General features: G+C 35.4%; 30 protein-coding genes and 1 tRNA gene. 22 read left to right on the top strand and 9 right to left on the bottom strand.

Translation table 11 applies throughout. From position 1 onward, the window contains the following. Nucleotides 1–17 precede the first annotated feature (17 nt). The 3 genes from nadC to ispH are packed head-to-tail and all read right to left on the bottom strand — an operon-like array spanning nucleotide 18 to nucleotide 2693. Nucleotides 18–851, bottom strand: coding sequence for a carboxylating nicotinate-nucleotide diphosphorylase (gene nadC / locus ACYQZV_RS00280; RefSeq protein ID WP_459892007.1), 834 nt, complete (start codon nucleotides 849–851; stop codon nucleotides 18–20). A 15-nt stretch (nucleotides 852–866) separates the two neighbouring features. Beyond that, nucleotides 867–1799 (bottom strand): c-type cytochrome biogenesis protein CcsB, encoded by a 933-nt coding sequence (gene ccsB, locus ACYQZV_RS00275; RefSeq protein WP_459892005.1) that lies wholly within the window; start codon nucleotides 1797–1799, stop codon nucleotides 867–869. A gap of 33 nt (nucleotides 1800–1832) precedes the next feature. After that, nucleotides 1833–2693, bottom strand: coding sequence for a 4-hydroxy-3-methylbut-2-enyl diphosphate reductase (gene ispH / locus ACYQZV_RS00270; RefSeq protein WP_459892003.1), 861 nt, complete (start codon nucleotides 2691–2693; stop codon nucleotides 1833–1835). A gap of 154 nt (nucleotides 2694–2847) precedes the next feature. Here ispH and ACYQZV_RS00265 point away from each other — a divergent pair, with 154 nt between their 5' ends. From ACYQZV_RS00265 to ACYQZV_RS00195, 15 genes are all read left to right on the top strand, one after another. Continuing rightward, complete coding sequence (locus ACYQZV_RS00265; RefSeq protein ID WP_459892001.1) at nucleotides 2848–4011, top strand: TDT family transporter; 1164 nt, start codon at nucleotides 2848–2850, stop codon at nucleotides 4009–4011. A gap of 45 nt (nucleotides 4012–4056) precedes the next feature. Then, the gene (rplS, locus tag ACYQZV_RS00260) at nucleotides 4057–4461 is read left to right on the top strand and encodes a 50S ribosomal protein L19 (protein WP_459891999.1); all 405 of its coding nucleotides are present in this window, start codon (nucleotides 4057–4059) and stop codon (nucleotides 4459–4461) included. Then, a complete protein-coding gene (locus ACYQZV_RS00255) occupies nucleotides 4404–5048 on the top strand; it encodes a ribonuclease HII (protein ID WP_459891997.1) in 645 nt (214 codons plus the stop codon). Before rplS ends, ACYQZV_RS00255 begins: the two co-directional genes overlap by 58 nt. Before the next feature lie 10 nt (nucleotides 5049–5058). Beyond that, nucleotides 5059–5409 (top strand): 50S ribosomal protein L20, encoded by a 351-nt coding sequence (rplT, locus tag ACYQZV_RS00250; RefSeq protein ID WP_015419630.1) that lies wholly within the window; start codon nucleotides 5059–5061, stop codon nucleotides 5407–5409. Then, complete coding sequence (gene pheS, locus ACYQZV_RS00245; protein WP_459891994.1) at nucleotides 5399–6421, top strand: phenylalanine--tRNA ligase subunit alpha; 1023 nt, start codon at nucleotides 5399–5401, stop codon at nucleotides 6419–6421. Before rplT ends, pheS begins: the two co-directional genes overlap by 11 nt. 33 nt (nucleotides 6422–6454) lie before the next feature. Further along, entirely contained in the window at nucleotides 6455–7081 is a 627-nt protein-coding gene (locus tag ACYQZV_RS00240) for an SPOR domain-containing protein (protein WP_459891992.1), read from the top strand. Between the two features lie 23 nt (nucleotides 7082–7104). Next, nucleotides 7105–7830, top strand: coding sequence for a sulfite exporter TauE/SafE family protein (locus ACYQZV_RS00235; protein WP_459891990.1), 726 nt, complete (start codon nucleotides 7105–7107; stop codon nucleotides 7828–7830). A gap of 70 nt (nucleotides 7831–7900) precedes the next feature. Next, the gene (locus ACYQZV_RS00230) at nucleotides 7901–8239 is read left to right on the top strand and encodes a hypothetical protein (RefSeq protein ID WP_459891988.1); all 339 of its coding nucleotides are present in this window, start codon (nucleotides 7901–7903) and stop codon (nucleotides 8237–8239) included. A 30-nt stretch (nucleotides 8240–8269) separates the two neighbouring features. Further along, nucleotides 8270–8758 carry a shikimate kinase gene (locus ACYQZV_RS00225; RefSeq protein WP_459891986.1) on the top strand — a complete coding sequence of 163 codons (489 nt, stop codon included), beginning with the start codon at nucleotides 8270–8272 and terminating at the stop codon, nucleotides 8756–8758. Further along, on the top strand, nucleotides 8724–9575 hold the full coding sequence (locus ACYQZV_RS00220; RefSeq protein WP_459891985.1) for a UbiA-like polyprenyltransferase: 852 nt from the start codon (nucleotides 8724–8726) through the stop codon (nucleotides 9573–9575). Before ACYQZV_RS00225 ends, ACYQZV_RS00220 begins: the two co-directional genes overlap by 35 nt. Further along, a complete protein-coding gene (locus ACYQZV_RS00215; RefSeq protein WP_459891983.1) occupies nucleotides 9563–10117 on the top strand; it encodes a class II aldolase/adducin family protein in 555 nt (184 codons plus the stop codon). Before ACYQZV_RS00220 ends, ACYQZV_RS00215 begins: the two co-directional genes overlap by 13 nt. Before the next feature lie 7 nt (nucleotides 10118–10124). Next, nucleotides 10125–10934 carry an inositol monophosphatase family protein gene (locus ACYQZV_RS00210; RefSeq protein WP_459891981.1) on the top strand — a complete coding sequence of 270 codons (810 nt, stop codon included), beginning with the start codon at nucleotides 10125–10127 and terminating at the stop codon, nucleotides 10932–10934. Further along, nucleotides 10912–11793: a universal stress protein gene (locus ACYQZV_RS00205; RefSeq protein WP_459891979.1), complete on the top strand. Its 882-nt coding sequence runs from the start codon at nucleotides 10912–10914 to the stop codon at nucleotides 11791–11793. The genes ACYQZV_RS00210 and ACYQZV_RS00205 overlap by 23 nt, the downstream gene beginning before the upstream one ends. Nucleotide 11794: 1 nt before the next feature. Continuing rightward, entirely contained in the window at nucleotides 11795–13441 is a 1647-nt protein-coding gene (locus tag ACYQZV_RS00200) for a tetratricopeptide repeat protein (RefSeq protein WP_459891977.1), read from the top strand. Nucleotides 13442–13445: 4 nt separating this feature from the next. Further along, nucleotides 13446–14156 carry a lytic transglycosylase domain-containing protein gene (locus ACYQZV_RS00195; protein WP_459891975.1) on the top strand — a complete coding sequence of 237 codons (711 nt, stop codon included), beginning with the start codon at nucleotides 13446–13448 and terminating at the stop codon, nucleotides 14154–14156. Between the two features lie 48 nt (nucleotides 14157–14204). Here the strand turns inward: ACYQZV_RS00195 and ACYQZV_RS00190 are convergent, their stop codons facing one another. Next, nucleotides 14205–14648, bottom strand: coding sequence for a glycine zipper 2TM domain-containing protein (locus ACYQZV_RS00190; protein WP_459891973.1), 444 nt, complete (start codon nucleotides 14646–14648; stop codon nucleotides 14205–14207). 128 nt (nucleotides 14649–14776) lie between these two features. Continuing rightward, the gene (locus ACYQZV_RS00185; protein WP_459891971.1) at nucleotides 14777–15046 is read right to left on the bottom strand and encodes a hypothetical protein; all 270 of its coding nucleotides are present in this window, start codon (nucleotides 15044–15046) and stop codon (nucleotides 14777–14779) included. Between the two features lie 130 nt (nucleotides 15047–15176). On the opposite strand from ACYQZV_RS00185, the gene ACYQZV_RS00180 reads away from it, so the two are divergent. The 5 genes from ACYQZV_RS00180 to ACYQZV_RS00160 are packed head-to-tail and all read left to right on the top strand — an operon-like array spanning nucleotide 15177 to nucleotide 21399. Next, nucleotides 15177–16505, top strand: a complete 1329-nt coding sequence (locus tag ACYQZV_RS00180) for a TldD/PmbA family protein (RefSeq protein WP_459891969.1) — start codon at nucleotides 15177–15179, stop codon at nucleotides 16503–16505. A 1-nt stretch (nucleotide 16506) separates the two neighbouring features. After that, nucleotides 16507–17100: a hypothetical protein gene (locus ACYQZV_RS00175; protein WP_459891967.1), complete on the top strand. Its 594-nt coding sequence runs from the start codon at nucleotides 16507–16509 to the stop codon at nucleotides 17098–17100. Further along, a complete protein-coding gene (locus ACYQZV_RS00170; protein ID WP_459891965.1) occupies nucleotides 17097–18242 on the top strand; it encodes a hypothetical protein in 1146 nt (381 codons plus the stop codon). The genes ACYQZV_RS00175 and ACYQZV_RS00170 overlap by 4 nt, the downstream gene beginning before the upstream one ends. A 2-nt stretch (nucleotides 18243–18244) precedes the next feature. Then, on the top strand, nucleotides 18245–20461 hold the full coding sequence (locus ACYQZV_RS00165; protein ID WP_459891963.1) for a DNA topoisomerase: 2217 nt from the start codon (nucleotides 18245–18247) through the stop codon (nucleotides 20459–20461). Then, nucleotides 20458–21399, top strand: a complete 942-nt coding sequence (locus tag ACYQZV_RS00160; protein WP_459891961.1) for an acetyl-CoA carboxylase carboxyltransferase subunit alpha — start codon at nucleotides 20458–20460, stop codon at nucleotides 21397–21399. Before ACYQZV_RS00165 ends, ACYQZV_RS00160 begins: the two co-directional genes overlap by 4 nt. 4 nt (nucleotides 21400–21403) lie before the next feature. On the opposite strand, the gene ACYQZV_RS00155 is transcribed toward ACYQZV_RS00160, so the two are convergent. The 4 genes from ACYQZV_RS00155 to ACYQZV_RS00140 all read right to left on the bottom strand — a co-directional run bounded on the left by ACYQZV_RS00155 (nucleotide 21404) and on the right by ACYQZV_RS00140 (nucleotide 24029). Further along, on the bottom strand, nucleotides 21404–21877 hold the full coding sequence (locus ACYQZV_RS00155) for a BCAM0308 family protein (RefSeq protein WP_459891959.1): 474 nt from the start codon (nucleotides 21875–21877) through the stop codon (nucleotides 21404–21406). Between the two features lie 26 nt (nucleotides 21878–21903). Then, nucleotides 21904–22677 carry an acyl-ACP--UDP-N-acetylglucosamine O-acyltransferase gene (lpxA, locus tag ACYQZV_RS00150; protein WP_459891957.1) on the bottom strand — a complete coding sequence of 258 codons (774 nt, stop codon included), beginning with the start codon at nucleotides 22675–22677 and terminating at the stop codon, nucleotides 21904–21906. A 12-nt stretch (nucleotides 22678–22689) separates the two neighbouring features. After that, nucleotides 22690–23796: a 5-(carboxyamino)imidazole ribonucleotide synthase gene (locus ACYQZV_RS00145; RefSeq protein WP_459891955.1), complete on the bottom strand. Its 1107-nt coding sequence runs from the start codon at nucleotides 23794–23796 to the stop codon at nucleotides 22690–22692. Nucleotides 23797–23897: 101 nt separating this feature from the next. Then, on the bottom strand, nucleotides 23898–24029 hold the full coding sequence (locus ACYQZV_RS00140) for a hypothetical protein (protein ID WP_459891953.1): 132 nt from the start codon (nucleotides 24027–24029) through the stop codon (nucleotides 23898–23900). Between the two features lie 100 nt (nucleotides 24030–24129). Between ACYQZV_RS00140 and ACYQZV_RS00135 the strand changes: the two genes are divergently transcribed. Further along, complete coding sequence (locus ACYQZV_RS00135) at nucleotides 24130–24903, top strand: FlgO family outer membrane protein (RefSeq protein WP_459891951.1); 774 nt, start codon at nucleotides 24130–24132, stop codon at nucleotides 24901–24903. A 6-nt stretch (nucleotides 24904–24909) separates the two neighbouring features. Next, nucleotides 24910–24982: transfer RNA gene (locus ACYQZV_RS00130), tRNA-Thr, on the top strand. Nucleotides 24983–24993 lie beyond the last annotated feature (11 nt).

Raw genomic sequence — 24993 nt, 5'->3', positions numbered from 1 at the left:
ATTTTTATAAGAGATGCTTATATTAGAATATCCATGCTGGCGTTCAACCATTTGGAAGAGTGAACTATAGCTCCAGAGGATATATAATCAGGTCTTGCTTTGGCATACTCTTCTATGTTTGATTTGTTTATCTCCCCCGAAAGCTCTACTTTTATAGAAGATTTTTTTCTTACAAGTTCTATAGCCTTTTTGACATCATCTACGCTAAAATTATCAAGAAGCACAATATCTATATCAAGACTAAGAGCTTCTTCAAGTTGCTCAAAATTGCTTACCTCCACTTCTATCTTGTAAGCCATTGACAGATGTTTTCTAATTTCTTTTACGGCTTTTGATATGCCACCATATAAGTTTATGTGGTTGTCTTTTATCAAAACCATATCGTAGAGGGCAAACCTATGGTTTATCCCAGCACCAGTTCTAACGGCATATTTTTCAAAAAATCTATATCCTGGTGTGGTTTTTCTTGTATCAAGTAGCTTTACTCCAAAATCTTTTATCTTGTCTACCATGAACCTAGTTTCAGTGGCTATACCAGACAAAGATTGTATGAGGTTTAAAGCTACCCTTTCTCCCATAAGAATAGCCTTCGCACTACCAGAAACTTCCATTACTATATCTTTTTTGTTGATAAAATCTCCGTCTTTGGCTTTTAATGTGATATTTTTAACTCCTAAAAGCTCGAAAACCCTTTTTGCAAATATGAGACCGCTTACAACACCGGATTCTTTTACCTTTACAATGCCTTTGGCGTTTAAATCATCAGGCAATGGCGAGGAGGTTATATCCTCCCAGCCTATATCCTCTTCTAAAAAGCTTTTTAGGGCATTATCTATTTTTAGCCAATTCATCAAAACATCAAAAGATTAGGATTTTGCGTAACTATGTAGCCCTGGAAAATACAAGTTTATAGCAAAGAAACATATAAGTATTGTTATGAAGCCTATCACCACCATCCAAGCTACTTTGGGACCTTTCCACCCCATCATATAGCGAGCGTGTAGGTAAGCTCCGAAGAAAAGAAGCACTATCAAAGCCCAAACCTCTTTTGGGTCCCAAGACCAATAACCACCCCAAGCTTCATCAGCCCAAGCGGCCCCAAGTATTATAGAAGCTGTCCATATGGGAAATACAATAGCTACAGACTTGTACGCTATTTCGTCAAGAACGTCTTCTGGTGGTAGTTTAGCTTTTAAAGATGCCGGTGAATAATATTTTATCAGGTAAAATACTGCTGCTGCAAAAGCCACCGTAAAACCAGCATAACCCAAAAATGCCGTTAAAACGTGTATATAAAGCCAGTAGCTTCTAAGAGATGGCATAAGAGGTTCTATATTTGGGTCGGCTTTTAGCATGGCAAAAAGGTATATGCCGCTTATGAAAAAACTCACTACGCTACCCATTATTTTATAGCCGTACTTTTGCTCTATATAAAGATAAACAACACCCACTATAAAAGACCAAAAGGTTAGGGCTTCAAAAAGGTCTGTCCAGGGTGGGTGAAAAAGACCCATTTTATAGCTATCTAACATTCTGGCTATCATCGCGGATAAGTTGAGCATTACGGCTAGACTCAAACTTCCAGTAGATAGCTTAGAAAAGAAGTTGTTTCTTAAAATAACAAAAGCAAAATAAACAAAAAAGGATATAGCATAAGCAAAAAAGGCGATCTTGTATAAAAGAAGGTTGTTGAGCCCAGATAAGCCTAAAATCAAGGATATACCAACGCCTGCCAAGGCGTACCATACATAAGATGGTATATGAAAACTTTTTGAAGATTCTAGTTTAAGTTCTCTCATAAAAAACTCCTTAAGAATGTAATATCTATAATTTTAAAGCTTTTTTGTGAAGTTTTCATGATTTTCCAAAAAATGTTTTACATCTTCTATAATCCAATCTGGTGTAGAAGCTCCAGCGCTTATACCTATTGTATCAGCATTTTCCAACCAAGAAAGGTCTATCTCATCTTTGGTTTCTATGTGATAAGAGCGCTCGTTTAAAGATTTGCTTATCTCAAAAAGCCTTTTTGTGTTGCCGCTGTTTTTACCGCCTATTATAATCATAACATCCACCATAGGAGCAAGCTCGTATATATCTGATTGGCGCTCCTCTGTAGCGTTACAGATAGTATTTACAACCTTTAATTCTTTTGCTTTTCTTAAAAGCTTTAAAACCACATTTTCAAAAAATATTTCGTTTTGGGTAGTTTGAGCCACTACGCCTATTTTATCTTCTTCTATATCTTCCAAGTCTTCAAAAGAATCCACTACTTTGTATCTGCCTTTTGCCTCTTCTAAATATCCTATAGTGCCTTGCACTTCCGGATGGTCTTTTTCGCCTATCACTACTACAAAGTAACCTTCTTTTGCAAGCGATACTACAGCCTCGTGTACTGCCTTAACATAAGGGCACGTAGCGTCTACTACATTTGAGAAAGTGCTCTTTAGAAATCTTTCCTTTTCTGGAGATATGCCGTGAGAGCGGACTATTACCGTGGCGTCTTTATCTATGTTTGTATCGTTCGCAGTTTTTATACCTATGTTAGATAGCCTATTAACTTCTTGAGGATTGTGAATAAGAGGTCCAAGGGTATAGACTTTCTCTTGTTGTTTGGCGGCTCTTTCTGCAAGGGTTATAGCCCTTTTTACCCCATAGCAAAAACCAGCATTTTTGGCTACTATTACTTTTGGCATAAGTTAATGGTATTTAAAAATTAAGCGTTTACAATGAAATTACTCATTATGGTATATATCATTTGTTGAATATAAGGAAATAAAAAAATGCTCACTCATTACAGATAGTTGTATCTATGTTGCATAAGAATATAAAAACCATTAAAATATGTTCATGGAAGCTAAAAAATTTTATAAACCTTTTCAAGCTTTGAGTCATCCTTTGGATATAGTGAAAAATTTCACGCCAAACTGGTTTACCCTGACGATGGGCACAGGTATAGTAGCCATAGACTTACACAACTCTCCATACCATTTTCCCTATATGATACCTATAACAAAGTTTATATGGGAGCTAAATATAGTATTTTTTAGCATTATATCGATTCTTTTTATAGCAAGATGGATATTTTTCTTTGAAGGTGCTAAAAGAATGTTGCACCACCCAGTGCAGTCCATGTTCATAGGTGCTATACCTATGGGTTTTGCCACTATAGTAAATGGTTTTATTTTATTCTATGGCAACATATATGCTCATTTAGACTACTACCTTTGGTGGATAGACGCTTTTTTAGCTATCATAAGTGGGTTTTTGGTGCCATTTTATATGTTTATATCCCAGGAGCATAGCTTAGATAAAATGACAGGGGTGTGGCTGTTGCCTATTGTTCCTTCAGAGGTGACAGCGGCGTCTGGTGGTTTTGTGGCTCCTCACGTTGATCAAATTCATGCTCAGTATATTGTATATACAAGCTATATACTATGGTCTTTGTCAGTACCGCTTGCAATGAGTATATTGGTAATTTTATTTTTTAGGCTTGCGGTACATGGTCTACCACCAAAGGATATGGCAGTTTCTATATGGCTGGTGCTTGGACCTATTGGAACTGGTGCTTTAGCAATGTTTTTGCTTGGTCAGGCTTCTTCTGGGGTTTTTTACGGTACCGAGTTTGAACTTTTTTCAAGGCTTTTCTTCAGAGTAGGGTTTATGATAGGTATGCTTCTGTGGGCTTACGGTCTATGGTGGTTTGCGATGGCTATTATGACTACTCTCAAGTATCTTAAAGAAGGTCTTCCTTTCAACATGGGGTGGTGGGGATTTACCTTCCCATTGGGAGTGTTTACGGCAGCCACTATTCAAGTGTGGATTTTTACAGGATTTGAGTTTGTCAAGATACTATCAGGTGTTGAGATAGCTATGCTCACCACTTTTTATGTAATAGTAATGATAAAGACGCTGCAAGGCGTGTGGCATGGCTCGCTATTTAGGGCTCCTTGCCTATCCACTGAGACAGGCTTACCTATAGACAAAGATAAAATGCTTAATCCAAAATTGTAATATTATGTTATAATATTAGTTTAAAACAATTTTGGAGGTTTAGCCATGAACATTAAAGAGCTAGAGAAACTATATACTCCTAGGAAAGAGTATCCAAATTTTAAAGTGGGTGACACTATAAGGGTAAACTATAAAATAAAAGAAGGTGATAAAGAAAGAATCCAGGGTTTTGAAGGTATCGTGATAAGGATAAAAAATAGGGGTCTCAACAAGATGTTTACTGTAAGAAAAGAATCTTATGGTGTGGGCATAGAAAGAACATTTCCGTATTACAGCCCAAATATAGACAGTATACAGCTTGTAAAATACGGTAAAGTAAGAAGAGCGAAACTATACTTCTTGAGACAACTAAAAGGTAAAACAGCTGCCCGTAAGATTAAAGAGATTAAATCATGGGAAAAAGAGGCTCACGAAAAGCTCAAACAAGAAGCCAAATCCAAGAAATCCTAATTTACGAAGGACAGTTTTTAAAAAGAGGGCTTACGTTGGCTTGTGTAGATGAAGCTGGTAGGGGTGCTTTAGCAGGCCCGCTACTGGTGGGAGCCATCTTTGTAGATGATATCAATATTTTTTTCCATAAAGAATGCTCTTTTATAAGAGGAGATTCTAAAAAGCTTAAAGAAGAAGATAGGTTTCTGGCTTTTGATACTATAAAAAAGTATTTTAAATACAGCGTAGGTATAGCTACTCATCAAGAGATAGACGATATTGGTATAATAAAAGCTACAAAACTGGCTATGAAAAGAGCCTTAGAGAATCTTAAAGATTTTGATATAGTATTATCGGATTTTATAGATTTAGAGGATTACGATTGTATAGCGATTACCAAAGGAGATGAGAAGAGTTTTTGTATAAGGTTAGCCTCGTTGGTGGCAAAAGCCGTTAGAGATAAAATGATGATAAAATATTCTTCTAAATATCCTTTTAATTTTGATAAGCACAAAGGTTATGGTACCAAAGAGCACATAGAGGAGATAAAGACCTTTGGACTTTCTGATATTCATAGAAAAAGTTTTTGTTATAATATTTTAGCTTAAGGAGGTTTTTATGAGAGTAAAAGGACGTTCTTCTAAAAAGTTTAGAAAAAAAGTCTTAAAGCTGGCAAAGGGCTATAGAGGTCAGAAAAGTAGAGTTTATAGAAAAGCCAAGGAAGCTGTAATAAGAGCTTTAAAATATCAGTATAGAGATAGACGCCAACGCAAAAGACAATTTAGAGCCCTGTGGATAGCTCGTATAAATGCAGCTTGTAGGGCAAACGGCATGACTTACAGCAAGTTTATAAATGGTCTTAAGAAGGCTGGTATAAATCTAAATAGAAAATCTCTATCACAAATAGCCATATTAGACCCCCAGGCTTTTAAAGAGCTTATAGAAAAAGCCAAACAGCATGTTGCCTAACAAAGATGATATTTTAAGGGAGCTAAACCAAGAGTTAGCTTCCGTTTCATCTTTACAAGATTTGGAAAAGTTAAAGGCTAAGTATTTAGGTAAAACAGGTATTGTAAAAGAACTCTCAAAAGCTATAAAGGATGTACCACCAGAGGAAAGAAAATCTTACGGAAGTCTTGTAAACGAGATAAAGGATGTTGTAGAAGAAATATTCAAAGAAAAATTTGTTTATTTTAAAAGCTTAGAAGAAAACAAAAGACTATCAAAAGATTTTATAGACCCTACTTTACCTATCACATCGCAGCTAGGAAGTCTTCACCCCATTAGTCTAACGTTGGAAAGAATCTTGTCCATACTAAAGTCTATGGGCTTTTTGGAGCAAGAAGGACCAGAGTTAGAAAAGGAAGAATACAACTTTGACATGCTCAACATACCAAAATACCACCCAGCTAGAGATATGCAAGATACGTTTTACTTAAATAAAGAAGGCTATGTCCTTAGGACTCATACATCACCAATCCAAATTAGGACCATGCTTTCAAACAAGCCACCTATATATATCACGGCGCCTGGTAAAGTGTATAGAAAAGATGACGACCCTACTCATTCACCCATGTTTTTCCAAGTGGAAGGTCTGGCGGTGGATAAGCATATAAACCTAAGACATCTAAAATATGTTTTGGACACATTTTTAAATATATTTTTTAGTAAAAGCCTAAAAACAAGATATAGAAGCTCTTACTTTCCATTTACAGAACCCTCTTTTGAAGTGGATATAGAGTGCGTGATGTGTGGAGGGTCTGGTTGTAGAGTGTGCAAGCAATCAGGTTGGCTTGAGGTTATGGGATGCGGTATGGTGCACCCAAACGTTTTGAAAAATTGTAATATAGACCCATCTTTATACACTGGTTTTGCTTTTGGAATGGGCGTAGAACGTCTTGCTATGCTTTATTACGGTATAAGCAATATAAAACTCTTCTACGAGAATGATATAAGATTTTTAGCTCAGTTTGAAGAATAAAATTTTTTTATTTTTTAATGGTAAAATATTTGTATGAAGTTAAAAAGAACAGCCCTTTTATCGTTGGGAGCTTTTATAGGTTTTACGCTTTTTTACATAGGTCTAAACCAATGGCAACATGAGAAAGAATCCACTGGTAAAATAAACATAGTTACTGCAACACCCATGCAAAATCAAGCCCAAAGTGCTTTACCAACCACTCAACCATCTACTAGTCAACAAGAGACACCAACTCAGCCACCTACCCAAAGCCAACCTCAAACCTCCCAGGCGCCTCAAACAAATACCTCTCAGCCCAATACAACTTCTACAAATACAACACAGGCTCCACCCGCCAAACCAAAACCACCTCAAACACACAGCATATCTCAAAAACCAACTTCCCCTAAGACTATATCTCAGATAATAAAAAATAGTCAGGAAAAAGTACACCAAAATACTTATAAAAACACTTATAAAAATCAAAGCTTATTGTTTCAAATAGGAGCTTTTAAATCTGAAACAGCTTTACAAAATGCCATAGCAAAGGCAAAAGCCTTGGGATTTGAGCCAATTGTAACCCAGCAAAAGGGTTTTTACATTGTAAGGGTTAAGCTAAGCAACTCTCAAGAGGGTTTAAAGCTTTTAACGGCTTTTCCCGGAGCCTTTAGAGTCCGTTGAATCTTCTTTTTCTAACAAGCTTTATGATATTTGTAAGCTGGATAGTCCAGGGTATATCTGGGTTTGGTGGTGGAGTTTTTATGCTTACGCTGCTTAGCTTGGTTATGAATATAAAGTCCGCAGTGTTTACATTCTCTTTTATTCAAGCCTTAGGACCTCTCAGCATTTTATTTGCTACTAAAAGCTACAAACCAAATGTAAAGTTGATGTTTTACTTGTTGACAGGGTCTTTCTTGGGTATATTTTTAGGAACCAACATCCTAAAAGTTATAAATACGCCTTATATGGAAATATTAGCTGGGCTTTTTTTCGTAAGCATAGGCGTTTTTGATAGTTTGGCTATTCTTAAAAAAGAAATTTTAAATATAGGTGCTAAAATAGAATTGCGACATGGATTTTTGGTGGGTATCGTGTCTGGCATATTTTCGGCCATAGTTGGTGTAGGTGGTCCACCAGCCGCCATATATCTAAGAAATATAGTAAAAGAGTTTGATGAGTATAGATATCTCATATCTCTTTATTTTGTTTTGATAGTAGGTATTAGGCTTCCTATGTACTATTTGCTTCACGCTTTTTCACATGTAAGATACGATTATATAGTTTATTGGGGTATTTCGTCGTTGGCTGGTTTATGGACTGGTAGGTTAATAAGCAGGCTTATAAATAAGCACTACCTTAATTTAAGCGTCCCTTTTCTTACTGTGATATGCGGTTTTTTATTGGTAGGTAAGGGTTGTTTAAAGCTTTAAAGCTTTAAAGCTTTAAAGCTTTTATGCCTAATGTTATGGTTTTCAATATTTAATATGATATAATATTTATATGAACAAGAAATCTTCTTTGGAGCTCCAGTGGTTAGAAGAATTGTCCAAATTGGACAGCTTTGTCATCAAGACCCCAGTTCATAAGCAAGAATTTTGGACTGAATGGCAGGAAAAGTATTCCAAAGCAAGGATGGGACGTATAGCCTCTATAAGGATGTTGAGAAAGAAAGGATTGGACGGCGAGCAAATAAGGAACCTAAAAGATACAATCAACTTCTACGATAGCGTTTTAGATTATCTAAACGACTTTAAGAATATAGCTTTGAACATAAGGGGTTTTTTCTTTACCACAGATACTTTTGAAATAGACGACGAAGACATAGATTTAGATTTCTAGGTGGACCTTCCTATCTTCTTAGTGGGGTTTATGTGTAGTGGGAAAACATCTGTAGGTAGTGTACTATCGTCTAGGTTGGCTTTTAGCTTTATAGATGTAGATAAAGAGATAGAAAATAGCCTCCATATGAAAATAGAGGATATATTCTCTCAGAAAGGAGAACCGTTTTTTAGGGATTTTGAGTTAAAGATATTGAAAGATGTTTCAAAGCCAAAAGTCGTAGTATCTACAGGCGGTGGGCTTGGTGCCAGAAAAGAAGCCATGGATTTCATGAAAAAAGAGGGCTTTGTGGCTTTTTTAGATGTATCCTTTGAAGAGTTTTACAATCGTTGTAAAGATTTACCAAATAGACCCCTTCTTAAAAAATCTTTGGAAGAACTAAAAAATTTGTACGATCAAAGGTATAGTGTTTATAAAATGGCACATCAGCGTTTTGATGCTTCTAAAAGCCCAAATACTATAGCAGAGGATATAATAAAACATTATGAGCAATTTAAAAGAGATATCAGAGCTTGTTAAGTTTGAGCATACAATATTTGCCTTGCCTTTTGGCATAAGTGCATTTTTGCTTTTAAGCCATGGTTTTGATTTTTGGAAGTTTTTACTCATCATAGTTGCCATGGTGCTTGTAAGAACAGATGCAATGACCATGAATAGGCTATCAGATTTGGATTTAGATAAACTTAACCCACGCACTAAAAATTGGCCCCATGCAAAAGGTACCGTATCTGAGCTTGAGCTAAAGCTTATCATATTTCTAACATCCTATCTTTTTTTGATAGTGAGCCTTTTGCTAAATAAACTTGCATTTTTGTTGTCTCCTTTGGTGCTTTTGTCTATTTATATATACCCAAAGGCAAAAAGATTTACCTACATGCCCCATATATTTCTTGGCTTGGTTTATTTTCTTATACCAATAGGTGTAGACGTAGCTTTAAACAGTCATATCTCAAAAGAGGCTTTAGTTTTAGGTCTTGCGATGGGGTTTTGGGTAAGTGGGTTTGATATGCTTTACGCTCTTCAAGATTATGAATTTGATATAGAGCACAATGTCAAATCTATAGCAGTTTGGCTTGGCAAAGAAAAAGCTATATACACGGCAAGAGTTTTTCATGTTTTGACGTTTTTATGCCTTTTGTGGCTTCATTTTATAGACCATAGACTTGGATTTTTTTACCTTTTGGGGCTTTTAGGGATAGCAGGGTTTTTGGTCTACGAGCATAAGCTTATAAAACCAAACGACTTGTCAAAATTAAACAAAGCATTCTTTACTGTAAATGGTTATATAAGTATAGTTTTTATGTTTCTTATAATGATTTCTTTATGGATTTCATAAAAAATGAAATAATAAAAGTAGCAAAACTTGCCTTCCAAGAAGGCCTTGTAAACGCCTTTGCGGGTAACATAAGCTATACCTATAAGAGCGATATGTATATTACAAAAAGAGGTTCTTTTTTTGGAGACTTGACAGAAAAAGATATAGTAAAGGTAAATTTAAACAAAGGAGTCTCTTCAAAAGCCTCTTCTGAATTTTTTGTCCACAAAGCAATATATGTAAACACCAACAAAAAAGCCATACTTCATACGCATCCAAAGTATACAGTTTTAGCATCGTTTTTCTACAACAAGGTTGAACCTATAGACTCCGAAGGAAAGCTTATTTTTAAAGATGCACCTGTTCTAGATGTAAATCCGCCATCTTCTTCTAAAGTTCTGGAAGAGGCTTTGTCTTTGGCTCTTAAACATCATAGCATAGTCATAGTAAAAACCCACGGTGTTTTTGCAGCCTCAAACACTCTTATGGAAGCTTACGCTTTTACTGGGGCTTTGGAACATTCTAGTTTTATGCTTTTAAAAGCTAAAAACATGATAAAATAAAATTAAGATGGATGAGGTAAGTAAATTTTTAGATGTGGCAAAAAATGCCGCTTTGATAGGTGGAGAGGTATTAAAAGAGTATTTTGGGAGTCTTAAGATATCAGATATAGAAGAAAAATCAGAAAAAGATTTTGTTAGTTTTGTGGATAAAACATCTGAATCAAAAATAGTAGATTATATAAATTCTATTTTTAAAGACCATCAGATAGTAGGAGAAGAAGGAGCTTCAATAAACGACAGTCCTTACAAGTGGTATATAGACCCTCTTGATGGAACCAAGAACTATATAATGGGTTTTCCAATATTTGCTTGTTCTGTAGGACTTGCTTACGAAGAAGAGCCTATAGCTGGGGCAGTGTACCTTCCTTACTTTGATAAGCTTTATTTTGCTGCAAAGGGTTTTGGAGCTTTTAAAAATGGAAAACCTATAAAAGTTAGCAATAGGCATATACTAAAACATTGCAACATATGTTATGGCTTTCCCTCTCGTTCAAAAAGAGATTTAAACACTTATTTACAAGCATCAAAAGAGCTTTTTATAGAAGCGGCTTCTATGAGGCGTCCAGGGGCTGCGGCTGTGGATATATGTTTTTTGGCAGAAGGTATATTTGATGGTCTTATGGAGTTTGAACTGCATCCTTGGGATGTAGCGGGGGCTTTGATAGTGCTTTTAGAAGCTGGTGGGACTTACTCTTTGTCAAATGGGTTAAAAAGCTCAACCGATGTGGTGGCGTCCAACGGAGTTATACATGATTGGATTTTAGATGTGGTGCAAAAGAGCGTAGGAGTTAACTATGAAGTATCTTGTAAGCGTTGATTTTTCGGATATCACAAATTTGGTAGTAAGAAGTGCAAAAGTATTTGCTACAAAGTTAAACGCAGAGTTGGAACTTCTTCACGTGATAGCTCCATTTACATATCTTCCTTACCCAGAAGGACTTTCTATAGATATAGTAGATATGGACATCATACAAAAAGCTGAGGAAAATGCAAAACATTTAGCTTTGGAAAAGTTAAGCGCCTTAGCAGAATATCTTAAGCCTATAAATACTACCTACAACGTGATAGTGGATACGCCTTTTGCTGAAATAATATCAAAAGAAGCCGAAGATAACAATATGGACGGCATATTTTTAGGGGGACACAGCAAAAACCTTGTAGAAAAAATACTGGTGGGAAGCACTACAGAGGATGTGGTTAAAAATTCAAAAGTAAGCTCCATCGTAATAAAGTCAAAAGAGATAGAAAAGCTTGATAATTTGCTTATAGCTTATGATTTTACAAGCATATGTGATAAGATGCTTGATTTTGTATTTGATACTTTTAAAAGCCTGAAACCACATATTACACTTATTCATATAGATAAGGGTATAAGTATAGAAATATCAAAAGATATATCTCAGACTATTGAACAAAGCGTAAATGAAGCAAAATTAAAAAAGTTGGAAGAGATAAAGAAAAGGTTTTCACAGGTTTATAGCTTTTCTTATGAAATAATAAATGACAAAAACGTCGCTAGTGTGCTAGAAAATGTCGCATCCAAGATAAATCCAGACATCATTTTTATAGCTTCTAAAAGACCTAAGCTTTTAGAAAGAATATTTGGAGGTGTTGAAACGCTTAGGATATTGAGGCATACATCGTATCCCCTTTATATATTTAAAGTAGAGGCTTAATATGTTTAGGAAAATAGCGTTGTCGGTTCTTCTAATGGGTGGTGTTGCTTTGGCAAATCCATATTTTGATTATGCCATGTGTCATTATTATATAGACAATCCTCAAAAAGCCTATCCTTATTGTTCAAAGGCTTTAAAAGAAATGCCGACACCAAGCGTCTTTGAAGATGTTATAAGTATGTATGTGAGAGCTCATTATATAGAAGGAGCTATATATGTAGCAAAGCTTTATAAAGATAGGTATCCAGAACTCAAAAGACCTTACATAGACTTATACACTCTTTACACTATGAATAAAAACCATGAAAAGGCAAAAGAAATATTGGAGGAGGCTATCCAAAGATTCCCAAAGGATAGTTTTTTTGCTATCAATCTTATAACTACGTATTTGCACGACGGACAGATAGAAAAAGCTGAAGATATATTAAACAAGTTTTTGGCTTTTAAAAATGAGAGTGAAAAATACATATTTTACTATATAAGGGCCCGTATAGAACTTGCTCAGCAAGATAAAGAAAAAGCCATAGAGGATTTGAAAAAAGCTATAGAGCTAAAGCCAAATTTTGAAGAAGCCATAGATACGTTGGCTAACATATACGATCAAGAAGGAGACTATCAAAAAGAACAAAAACTTTACGAAGATATACTTAAGAAAGACCCTACCAACGTAAGTGTATTAGAACGTCTTGGTAACCTATTCTTCAAGCTTGGGCTTAGCTACAAAGCCTCTGATGTGTTTAAAAAACTTACGGAGCTAAATAAGGGAAATCCAAACTATCAATATCAATACGCAGTGTCTTTGCTTCAAAGCATGAGATACAATAAGGCTATATCTGTTTTAGAGCCTTTGTACAAAAACCATCCCAATAACAAGGCTATAGCTTACATTTATGGCCTAGCTTTAGAAGCGGCTCATAAGCCTGTGAAAGCTTTAGACGTGTATAAAAAGCTTCTTAAAATAGATAGTAAAAACCCGAAGCTTTACGAGAGGATAGCGGGCATTTTGATAGATGAAGGTAAATACAACGAAGCGATGCCCTACATAGAAAAAGGCCTTAAGTTAAACCCACTTAGTTCAAAGCTCTACATCTTTAAAGCCATCATTACCGCAAGCCATCGTCATTATATAATGGCAAAAGTTTATGCAGATCAATCTATAAAATTAAATCCCCATGACTACAGGAGCTATTTTATAAGGGCTATGATAGAAGATAAGCTCCATCAGATAGACAATGAAATAAAAGATTTAAAGAAGGTAGTAGCGTTAAAGCCAAACGATGCTGAAATGTTGAATTATTTAGGTTATACGATGCTTCTTTACAACAAGGATATAAAAGAAGGGTTGGAGTATGTAAAAAAAGCTGTGAAATTATCTCCTAAAAATCCTTCTTATCTTGATAGCTTAGCCTATGGTTATTTCCTTTTACATGATTATGAAAAGGCTTTACAATACGAAAAAGAGGCTTATAAGCTAAATCCAAAGGATTCTGTGATAATACAACACCTTGGGATGATAAAGCTTATGTTAGGGGATCAAAAAGAAGCTAAAAGACTTTTGTTAGAAGCCTTACATATAGTAAATAAAAATGGAGAAGAAGAGCCAGGTCAAAAGAAAAAGATTTTAGAGTTTTTAAAAGAGATAAAATAATGTTATGAGGATATGGGATTTATCAAGCTTTATAAAGGGCGGTCCTCAGGAGAAGATAATAAAAACTATAAAAGAAGACGCTCCTTCTTTTGAAGATACATTAAAGTCAGAAGAGGCTAAATCAAAGTTTATACCTTTTACAAAAGACGGTTTTATGTCTGATAACTCTTCCTTGGTAGAAATGTTTAAATTTTTTGATGCTGTAAATCAATCTGATCAAACTGTGTCAAAAGAAGCTATTAATCATGAAAACAATCTAAAAGACCTTATTACCGGCGATATAAATAAAGCCGTAGGTTATAGTTTTGATAGTTTACCAAAAGATTTAAAAAATGAAATAGAGCAAGCGGTAGATAAGGCTTCTTCGAAATACCATGTTCCAAAAGAGCTTATATATGCCATCATAGACCAAGAATCGTCTTTTAACCCTTACTCTGTAAACCACAACAAAGACGGCACCACGGATAGAGGACTAATGCAGGTAAATTACGATCACAATTTAGATATAATGAAAGAGTTTAATATAAAAGATAAAAATCAACTATTTGACATTGAAACCAACATAGAAGTAGGTACGGCTATATTGGCTAGAGATTTTCAAAAGTATGGTAATTGGCCTACTGCTATAAAGGCTTACAACGGTATAAAAGCCAACAACTGGGATTACGTTAAATCGGTTTTATCGAGGATAAAAAAATATCAAAATATTACATAACAAAAGCGGAAAAACTTCCGCTTGTCGATGGCTTTATTCTTTAAAAAGTTATTGATTTGGACATATTTGTCTTGTTTCTTCTTTTACAAGATGCCCGTGTTCATAATATTTAGTAGTGACTGTCTGGCAGCCGTTTTGGGCTTGTCCTTGCGGTATTGCCTGTACAGTTTGAGACCCATTTGAATACTGTACTGGCTGATTTTGGGTAGCTGCTTGTTGTGCAGCTTCATTTGCTATCTGACCAAGCGTACCGCCTAATATAGCTCCCATTACGCCGCCTATTACACCACCACGCCATCTGTTTGATTGGTCTAGCATTACTCCTGCCGTTGTACCAAGTATACCACCTACTGCTGCGCCTTGTTGACCAGCCGGTGATAAGCTATATTGCCCTGTTTGTGCACAGGAGAAAAGCAAAGTTGATACTCCTACTAAGCTAAGCCATTTGCCATGTTTAACTGCTTGTTTAACATACATGCTTTTTACCTCCATTTTTTTAATATATTAAGCTATCTTGATTTATCAATGATATAAATACCACGGGGAGTAAAGCACTCCCAAACCGTGGCATACTTGTATACCATGGCATACTATACTTGTAGTAGCATGTTGATATTGCTTTATTGCTTATGCTCCATCTTCTTCATGGGATGATGCCACATTTTTCTATGTGGTCTACAAGCTCTTAGCTCTTTCCAGTTTTGGGCTTTTTCTACGCAGGCCTTGTGTTTTTGTAAGAAGTCCATCCTCTTGTCAATCATGTGAAGGATGCGTGCTTTCACATGTTCAAATTTTTCTTGGGATTTGGTTTCCTTAGAAGTGGTTGGTTGTGCCAACACAACTCCAGATAAAAGGGCAACTCCTAAAACTGCTTTTGCTACTTTTCTCATATCAAACCTCCTTAAAGTTGATATTTTAAATATAAGGTCAAGATGATGAAGATTGGATGAAAATGTTGACTTTGTAATCACCTTTAGAATCTTGATTATATTTTTGTTAAAATTAGTTTATAATAAAACTATGGAAGATATAAAAGCTATTGTAAAAAATGTTGTCAAAGATGGCTTTGAGTTTGAGATATATGTTAGCAAATCAAACAAGATGAAGATAGATATAGAAGATAAGGTTGTAGATAGAATAGAAGCCTCTAACGAGCAAGGTTTAGGGATAAGGGTTATAAAAGATGGCAAAATGGGTTTTTCTTATACTACAAAACTCACAAAAAAAGATATAGAAAACTGTACAAAGATAGCTATGGATATTGCTCTTTCTCAGGATAAAGAAGATGTATTTGAGCTTTTAAAAGAACAAAAAGAAGCTAAAAACTCTATAGAACTATTTGACAAAGAAGGTTTATCAAAGGCTAAAGAAGAAAAGATTAAGAAGCTTATAGACATGGAGGATAAAATAAAAGCTTACGACCCACGTATATCTTTGGTGAGAGACTTATCTTACACAGAATCCACATACTCATACATTATGGAAAACTCTTACGGAGTAAAAGTAGAAGAGACGTTGAGCGGTTTTTTTGTTATGGGGTGTGCTATAGCAAAGGATAAACAAGATACATCATCGGGATGCTCTTATATGGCAAGCAGGTTTTTAGAGGATGTTGACTTTGATTTGATATCAAAAGAGATAGCTATAAATACCATTAGTCTTTTAAATCCTAAAAGCTTTGAAACAAGATCCTTGCCAGTTGTATTTTCACCGGATAGCATGGTGTCCTTGTTGAGGGCTTTTTCTAGTATATTTTTAGGGGATTCTCTTATAAAGAATAAAACAATGCTAAAAGATAAATTGCAAGAGCAAATAGCTAGCGAAGAAATAACCATCGTAGATGACGGGACTATAAATAGGGCTATTGGAAGTTCTCGTTTTGATGCGGATGGAAACCCTACTCAGAAAAATGTTGTAGTGGAAAACGGTGTATTCAAGACCTTCTTACACAACATGTATACGGCAAAGAAATCAAATCAGGAGTCTACTGCCAACAGCGTAAGAGCTGGTTATAAATCCATGCCACAAACGGGCGTTCATAATTTTTACTTAGCTCCAAAGGAAAATTCTTTAGATACTCTTCTTAGCGCTTATGAGGAATGTGTTTACATTACAGAGCTTATGGGACTTCATATGGCAGATCCTATATCTGGTAATTTTTCTCTAGGTGCCTCTGGGATTTTTTATAAAAATGCTAAACCTGTATATTCTATAAGAGCCGTTACCGTGGCGTCAAACTTTTTAGAGCTTTTGAAAAAGGTAAAATTGGTGGGAAACGATTTTAGGTTTTTTGGTCATGTAGGCTCTCCTTCTGTATTGGTAGAAAATATAACGATAGGTGGGGTGTAATATGAATCTTTTTACATCGCTTTTTGCCATGTTTTGTGCGATATTTTTCATAGTGGGGAGTTTTTATATAGCATCTGATTATTATTATTATACAAAGGAAGAGCACATATCAAAAGACATGGCTATGGCTCTTTATAGCATAAAATCAAATTCGAACCAGATAGTACTACCCTATGGAGAGGACATGGTTGTGGTGGTAAAAACCCCAAATAGGGTTATAAAATCTACAAACCTTATAAACCATCCCATAGACCAAAATTTGTTTCATGGCGCTACTGAGAAGATAGGTAACGATACTATAATAGTTGGTATAAAGATAAGCAGCTTTGGGGATATCATGACAGAGCTTTTTAGAACACCAATAGCTGTTGGTATGTTTTTAATAGGACTTGCGATTGCCACGTGGATAGTGTGGAGCCTTAGGAAAACTTTTGTGGATTATTTAGATGAGGAGCTTATAGAGAGGCTAAAAGCTCTAAGGCTTACTATAGCTACTGCAAAGATAATACCTCAGGAAAGCTCAGAGGAAGCAAAAAGAATAATAGATATAATACTAAGCTATGCTAAAGAACGCTCCAAGGAGAGCAAAACATGAAGATTTTGGTATCTTCCTTTGATAAGCTAATGATAGAAAAGTTGCAGCATCTTCTTTTGGGAGAGAATGTCATTTTTGTAAAAAACGGCGAAGAAGCCATAAGAAATGCCCCAAAAGATATAGATATAATAATATATGATGCAGTTTCAGGAATAGTGTCGGAAAATGATTTAAATTCTTTGTTTGAAAAAGCCTATAAAAGTTCAAAGTATATAATACTTATGGATGAGCTTTTCCCAATAGACCCAGACAATCTAAGGATGCCCAGCAAGATAGTGATTTCAAGAGACAGAGAATTATCGGTACTGCCGGAGCTTTTAAAAAAATATAAAGAGCTTATAACAAAAGAACATAATCCAATCTCGTCTAATAATGAATACGGAGCCCAATCCTCTACAAAAACTCAAGAGGTACATACTGGTATTGAAATCTCTGTTGTATCAAAGGATAAAGAGCTTTTGGAGACTATAAAAAACGCTTTAGAAGATGTGGCTTACATAAAGATATTTTCATCGGAATACAGCAACAAAGAAGAGATTCTGAATGCTGATATTATAATATACGATACTACCGAAGGGGTTAGCGCTGCAAAAGAGTTAATAAGTATGTACCAAAGCTCAGATATTCCGGTCGTTATCATATTGGACGATATGTTTCCTATAGACATAAGTCGTATTCCGATTCAGAAAAAGATAGGTATCATAAAAACTGAAGTAAAAACTACCCTAAAGCCAATAGTTTTAAAACTTATTTCAGATTACAATATTACATCAAGGAAAGCAAAAAAAGGACTAGATAAAATATCGGAGGTTTTAGCTATGGATTCTTCAAAAAGTCACTTAAAAGATATAATAGTAGACGTATTAAAAGAAGAGATAAGAAGCACAGTAAGAGAGTCGTTGTCTGGCATAGATTTTAAAGAGCTTGCCAAAAACGCCATACAATCTCAAATAGCTACGGAGGATATAAAAACTCTAATGTTAAACAGTGTAAACGAGATAGTGAACAACATGAGGAATGAAATTATGAATATAGCTACTAAAGAAATAGAAACCGCCATAAAAGAAGAAGACATAAAAGCCATTATAAGAGAAATTACCACCACCATACTAAAAGAGCGTATTGAAAGTCTTTTGGCTTGAGTATGAAAAGGCTTATATTGGCAGAAAAACCGTCGGTAGCAAAAGATATAGCATCTGCTTTATGTAAAAGTCTAGACAAAGATGCAAGTAAAAAAGGATATTTTGAATGTAAAGATAGAAATCTATACATCACTTGGGCTATAGGGCATTTGGTGGAGATAGATGATGAAATAGCACCAAGAAAGTGGAGCTTGGAAACGCTACCCATACTTCCAGAAACCTTCAAATACAAAGTTATAGATAAAACTTCAAACCAGTTTAAAGTGATTTCTAAGCTTTTAAAAGAAGTAGATGAGGTGGTGATTGCCACAGATGCCGGAAGAGAAGGGGAGCTTATAGCAAGGCTTATACTTATGCTTAACCATTTTAGGGGGTCTGTAAAAAGATTTTGGACTTCTGATGCCCTTACCAAAGAAGTAATCTTAAGGGAGATGGAAAATTTAAAAGACGCTTCCTTATTTGATAGTTTGTATTACTCTGCCCTTGCTCGTTCACACGCTGATTGGATAGTGGGTATAAACCTCACAAGGCTTATGACAGTAAAAGCTGGTGGTGGTGTATGGTCTGTAGGTAGAGTTCAAACCCCTACCCTCAAGCTAATAGTAGATAGATACAGAGAAAACAAAGAGTTTATACCAAAAGAGTACTATGTGATAAAAGCGGTGTTTGGAGATAAGAAAAGTATATCTAAATCTTACAGTGGATTTTTGTTGTTGGATAAAATTCAAGAAAAAACTTATAAGACATTAAAAGATGCTTTAGAAGAGGACGAGGAGAATCAAACAAAGAAATCCTTTAACGCTAAATATTTTACACCGCTTTTAGAAGAATCCAAAAACCAAATAATGAAAAAGCTTGAAGATATTGAAGAAGCCATTGTAAAAGATATAAAAATCACCAAGAGAAGAGAAAACCCACCTCTTTTACACTCGCTGACATCTTTACAAAGAGAAGCCAATAGAATATATGGATACTCTTCTATGAGGACGTTAAATATAGCTCAAAAATTGTATGAGACTTACAAATGTCTTTCTTATCCTAGGACAGATTCAAACTACTTAGGGGAAGATGAAGAAACGAAAAAACTAGTAAAAGATATACTAAAAAAGTTGGTGGACGAAAAGACTTTTGAGCTTTTATCAAAAAACATAAACAAAGTAGGCAAAAGAGTATTTGACAGCTCAAAGCTAACAGACCACCATGCTCTCATACCTTTTGGTCCTATACCAGAAAGCGCTTCTTCTGATGAAAAAAATATATATAGCCTTGTGTTTAGGCGTTTTGTAGGAGCTTTTATGGAGCCTTACGAGTACGCTATAATAACTATCAAAACACTTTTGGGAGAATTTACCTTTTTGTCTAACATAAATATAGAAACCCTTACCAAAGAAGAGTATCAAAGAACCTATCTTTCTTTATACAAACCCTACAAAGAAGGACTCTTAGAAGAAGATGAAGACTCAACCTTAAAAAATATAGATTTTGACTATATCAAAAGCCTGAAACCAGATGATAGAGTCTATAAGAAATCTCTAGAAGCCTTGCAAAAGTTTACCAAGCCGCCGGCCCTTTATACGGAAGGCACACTCCTTAAAGCTATGGAAAAGCTAGGTCTTGGTACACCGGCCACAAGGGCTTCCATAATAGAGACGCTTTTAGAAAGAAAATACATATCAAGGATAGATAAATCACTGCTTCCAACCCTAAAAGGAGAAGAGCTTATAAAATCTCTAAAAGATAGCGATGTTTCAAAACCCGAGATGACTACAACTTGGGAAGAAGAACTTGAAAGGATTTATAAAGAAAGAAAGTCGAAAGAAGGCTATATAAGGTTTATGCACAACATAAAGGAGTTTGTATCAGACAATATAGACAAGCTTAAGTTTGTAGAGATGGCCAAAGTGCCTATGGCTACCAAAAAGATGATAGAGTTTGCAAAATCTTTGGCCAAAAAGAAAAATATAAAACCTCCTCATTCAACGGACTATGAAACTGTAAAAGCTTTTATAGAAAAGCACAATGAAAAAAAAGAAGAAAAAGATGGTGCCGAAAGCCCACCCACCGATAAACAAATATCCTTTGCCAAGGCTCTTGCTGAAAAGTTAAACCAAGAGATACCAGAAGATGCTTATGTTTCTACAAAAACCATGTCTTTATGGATTAAAAACGCCATGAAGCAAACTGGCTATAAAAAATCCTACAGAAGGGGCAAAAAATGACAATAAAGGATATACAAGAGTTAAAAACCAAGATAGACCAGCTTAAGATAATTTACAGACAAGGCAAAACAGATGTAGAAAAAGAGCTTAGGGCTTTTCAAAAAGAGTTAAAACAAATATCAAAAGAGTTTTGTAAAAGCTTAAGCCCATGGGATAGAGTAAGTATAGCAAGACATAGCGAAAGACCTCAAACCCTTGATTATATAAAGGCGCTTTTTAAAGATTTTATAGAGCTTCACGGAGATAGATGCTACGGAGATGACCCGGCAATTGTATCTGGATTTGCAAAATTTTACAACAAAAGCGTGTGTGTTATAGGGCATCAAAAAGGAAGAGATACCAAAGACAAGATATATAGAAACTTTGGCATGGCTCATCCAGAGGGCTATAGAAAAGCTCAAAGGATTATGAAGCTAGCAGAGAAATTTCAAATACCGGTAATAACTTTTGTAGATACGGCAGGCGCATATCCGGGCATAGGGGCTGAAGAACGAGGGCAAGCTCAGGCTATAGCCACCAGTATAGAGCTTATGGGAAGCCTAAAAACCCATATAATAACTGTAATAATTGGAGAAGGTGGTTCTGGCGGAGCTTTGGCTTTGGCAGTGGCAGATAAGATACTCATGCTTGAGAACGCTTGGTATTCTGTGATATCACCAGAAGGCTGTGCAGCTATACTTTACAAAGACCAGTCAAAAGTTCAGGAGGCCACAAAATCTTTAAAAATAACGGCTCAAGACTTGTATGAGCTAGGTGTTATAGATTGTATAATACCAGAGCCCTACTGTGGAGCCCATCTATCTCATAGGCTTACGTTTTTAAATGTAAAATTTTTCTTACGAAAAGCCCTAAACGAAATCTTGCAATACAGCGTAGAAGAAATAGTCAGCAAAAGACAAGAGCGTTATCTAAATATAGGCTTTTACGAAGATGCTTAGAATCTTAATCTCTGTGCCATTTTACTCTTAAAAAATGTGAATCTTCTTGATATTTAAGTTCTAAGCTTCCTTTGTAAGCTTTGTGCACCGCTTCTCCTAAGCGTCTTGCCATATGCTCGTAAGTGGTTTTTATGGTTATGCCGTTGTCATTTTCTTCTATTGTGGCTATTCTTTCCAAAGGTCTTAGATTTTTTTCTTTTTCCTCTTCGTTTCTTATAAGGTTTAAAATTTCTTCTTTATGTGCTTTTAAAAAAGCCCCACTTAACTCAACAATGCCCCCATAATACTTATCTTGTATTCTTCTACAAGCTGGACATACCATCTTCTTTGCATTTTTGGGAGCATCTTCCCATTTGAATACTCCGTCATGGAAAACAACGCCGCATATTTCACATACCGATGGCTCTTCGTACTTTTCCTTGCTAAAGTAAGGATCGTGAATGTACTCTTCTATCATCCTGTCTTTTCTATTGTTCATATCTATACCTCCTGTTAAATTTTTATTCATCTTTCTTCTCTTGCTACGCCACGTTTTGAGCTTTTAATAAAATCCACAAACATAATAGCATATTTGTTGTCTTTGTATAGACTTAGCACCTCTTCTATTGCATCTTTTTTAAGCTTACCGCTTCTGAAAATTATTTTATACACATGCTTTATAACATCTATATCTTCTTTAGAAAATCCTCTTCTTTCTAGCCCTATGGTGTTTATACCAAATAGTTTTGCATGAGGTCCGGCCGCTTTTACAAAAGGAGGTATATCCAAAGATACGCCGCTTAGCCCTCCTACCATAGCATAAGCCCCTATTTTTGTATGTTGATGAGCTGCCGAAAGCCCTCCTATAAAAGCGTACTCTCCTACTTCCACGTGTCCTCCCAAAGTGGCACAGTTTGCCATTATGACCCCATCTTTTACCACACAATCATGAGCTATATGTGTATAAGCCATCAAAAAAACGTTTGAGCCTATCGTGGTTTTTCTTTTGTCAAAAGTAGTGCCTCTATGGATAGTAACATACTCTCTTATAATGGTATTTTCGCCTATCTCTACAATAGAGCCTTCGCCGTTGTCTTTTAAGTGCTGTGGGTCTTCGCCTATTATAGCTCCGTCGTATATCTGTACGTTGTCTTTTACTATAGTACCCTTTCTTATAAGGACTTTGTTTTTTATCTTAACGTTGTTTCCTATTTTCACGTCATCTTCTATGATGCAAAATTCACCTATTTCCACATTTTGGCCTATTTCTGCTTTTGGGCTTATTATAGAAGTCTTCATAAGACTATAATTTTACCATACATTTAAAGAAGGATATAAAATTTTAGATAAGTTTCTAAGCTTAGCTTTTACCCCTTCAATACCTTCTGCTGTTACGTTTATATGTCCTAATTTTCTGCCTTCTCTTGGGGTTTTTCTATACCAATAAAGCTTTGCTCCTTCTAATGACAATACCCTATCTATAAGCTCTTTGTTTAGGTTTATGTTGCCTATTATGTTTATCATGCCCCCTTGTATCTTGAGAGAAGGAGAATATATTGGCATATCTAATATTGTTCTTAAAAGCAATTCAAATTGAGAAAACTCTGTATCGTCTAGCGTATGGTGTCCTGTGTTATGGACCCTTGGTGCAAATTCATTTATGTAAAGGTCTTTGGCTTTTACAAAAAACTCCACTGCTAAAACCCCTTTTTTTATATCAAGAGCTTTTAAAAGTCTACTGGTGATGGCTTTGGCTTTTTCTTGGATCTCTATCGTAAAAGAATCTGTATGGTTGTATAGCAAAATACCGTTTTTGTGAATATTTTTTGTCATAGGCATAAAGACAATCCTATCTTTTGAGATACCGGCTATCACAGACATTTCAAAATCAAAATAGCAAAACTCTTCTATTAAAAACGAATCTTTAGAGTCTTTGAGTTTCTCATTCAAAAGCTCTACATCTTCTTTTGTATGCACTGTATACTGACCTTTACCATCGTAGCCGTTTGATATAGTTTTAATTACCACTTCTTTATTTAAGCTATCCAATATTTCAAAAAGCTCATCTTTATTTTTTGCCTCATAAAATGGCACAACGGGAAAGTTTCTTTCTGCTAGAAACTTTTTTTCCAATAGTCTATTTTGTTTTAACTCAATAGGTTTTACCCCAGGGTATAACTTGTCTAGTAGCTTTTGATAATCAAATATCTTTTTGTTAAAATGCTCAAACTCATAGGTTATCACATCGCTAAAAGCTACAAACTCCTCTATTTGATTTTCTCGGAATATGTGCTTAACTACGTAAGAAGCCGGAGAATCCCCTTCAAAGGACAAGACAGCAAATTCTATATCCATCATGAGCCCTTCTATTATACTCATCATGGCAAGCTGTCCATCACCTATTACGCCAACTCTCATAACATACTATTATACCATTGTGAGTGTGCATTTATAAAATAGGGGTTAGCCCCCAACATTATGCATAGCCTCAACTGTTTTATGTAAGAGTAGATAATTTATTAACCCTTCACTAACACTATAGAACCATCTTCAGACATTTTAAATTTTTGTTTTGTTCTTACAGTTATGCTATAGATACTTCCTACCAATACGTCTTTTTCTGCTAAGTTTATGAACAAAGGGAAAAACATACAATATATTCTATAGTTTCGTGAAGTAATATCAAGTGTTTTTTGCTATTTAACGAATATTTTGGCATAATTTCTATGAAAATGTTATAAAATATTAGATATGAGAAAATTTATAGGATTTTTTATTGGATTGGTTGGGGTTTTGTATATGGCTTTTGGTGGTGAGAAAGATACTCATCAGGTTATATATCAAACGATATATCAAAAACGGGTAATATCTAATAAAAATATGCCGATGGCAAACCAGCCAGCTTATATTAAGCAGTCTTACAGTAGGGAATATTATTACAGGTCTTGCATGGCTGGTCATCAAAAGCCTATAACAAGCGTGGAGGCGATGGCAGGAGATATAGCAAATCAGCTTGTCTGTAGCGAGCTTACGCCTATAAGAGCACCGATAGGTGTATCTGTGATAGTGGATTTAAATAGGCTTCATGAGACTACCGACTTTGGAAGACTTTTGTCTGAAGACTTGATATCAGAGCTTCAAAGAAAAAATATGGCGGTTATAGATATAAGAGCCCAAACCTTTATGCTTATAAATCCACAAGGCGAGTTTTATTTATCACGAAATATAAACAATCTAAGAAAAGAATATAAGATAGGTTATGTGCTAGTGGGTACTTATTCGGTAGGTGATTACTCTACATCTGTAAATGCTAGGATAATAGATGCTTCCAGCGGTTTTGTGGTAGCTACTGCTCATGCTTCTATACCTACTCAAATAATAAGTGATTTGCTATACAACTCTTCTCAATCTATACCAGAGCTTCAGCTAAGAGGATCTTCAATGGCTCCGTCTTATCAAAATTTAGCACAATCTGCTAGTCCGCCAGCGGTTGCGCCACAGGTAAAGCCAAACTCTAAAAAATAATCTAAAGCCGGTGTAGCTCAGTCGGTAGAGCGAGGCATTCGTAATGCCTAGGCCGTGGGTTCGAGTCCCATCGCCGGCTTTTGTTGATTT

It is taken from the genome of Hydrogenobaculum acidophilum, assembly GCF_054656715.1.
The sequence above is the reverse complement of the archived record's forward strand: the minus strand, read 5'-3'. Positions and strand labels throughout refer to the sequence as shown.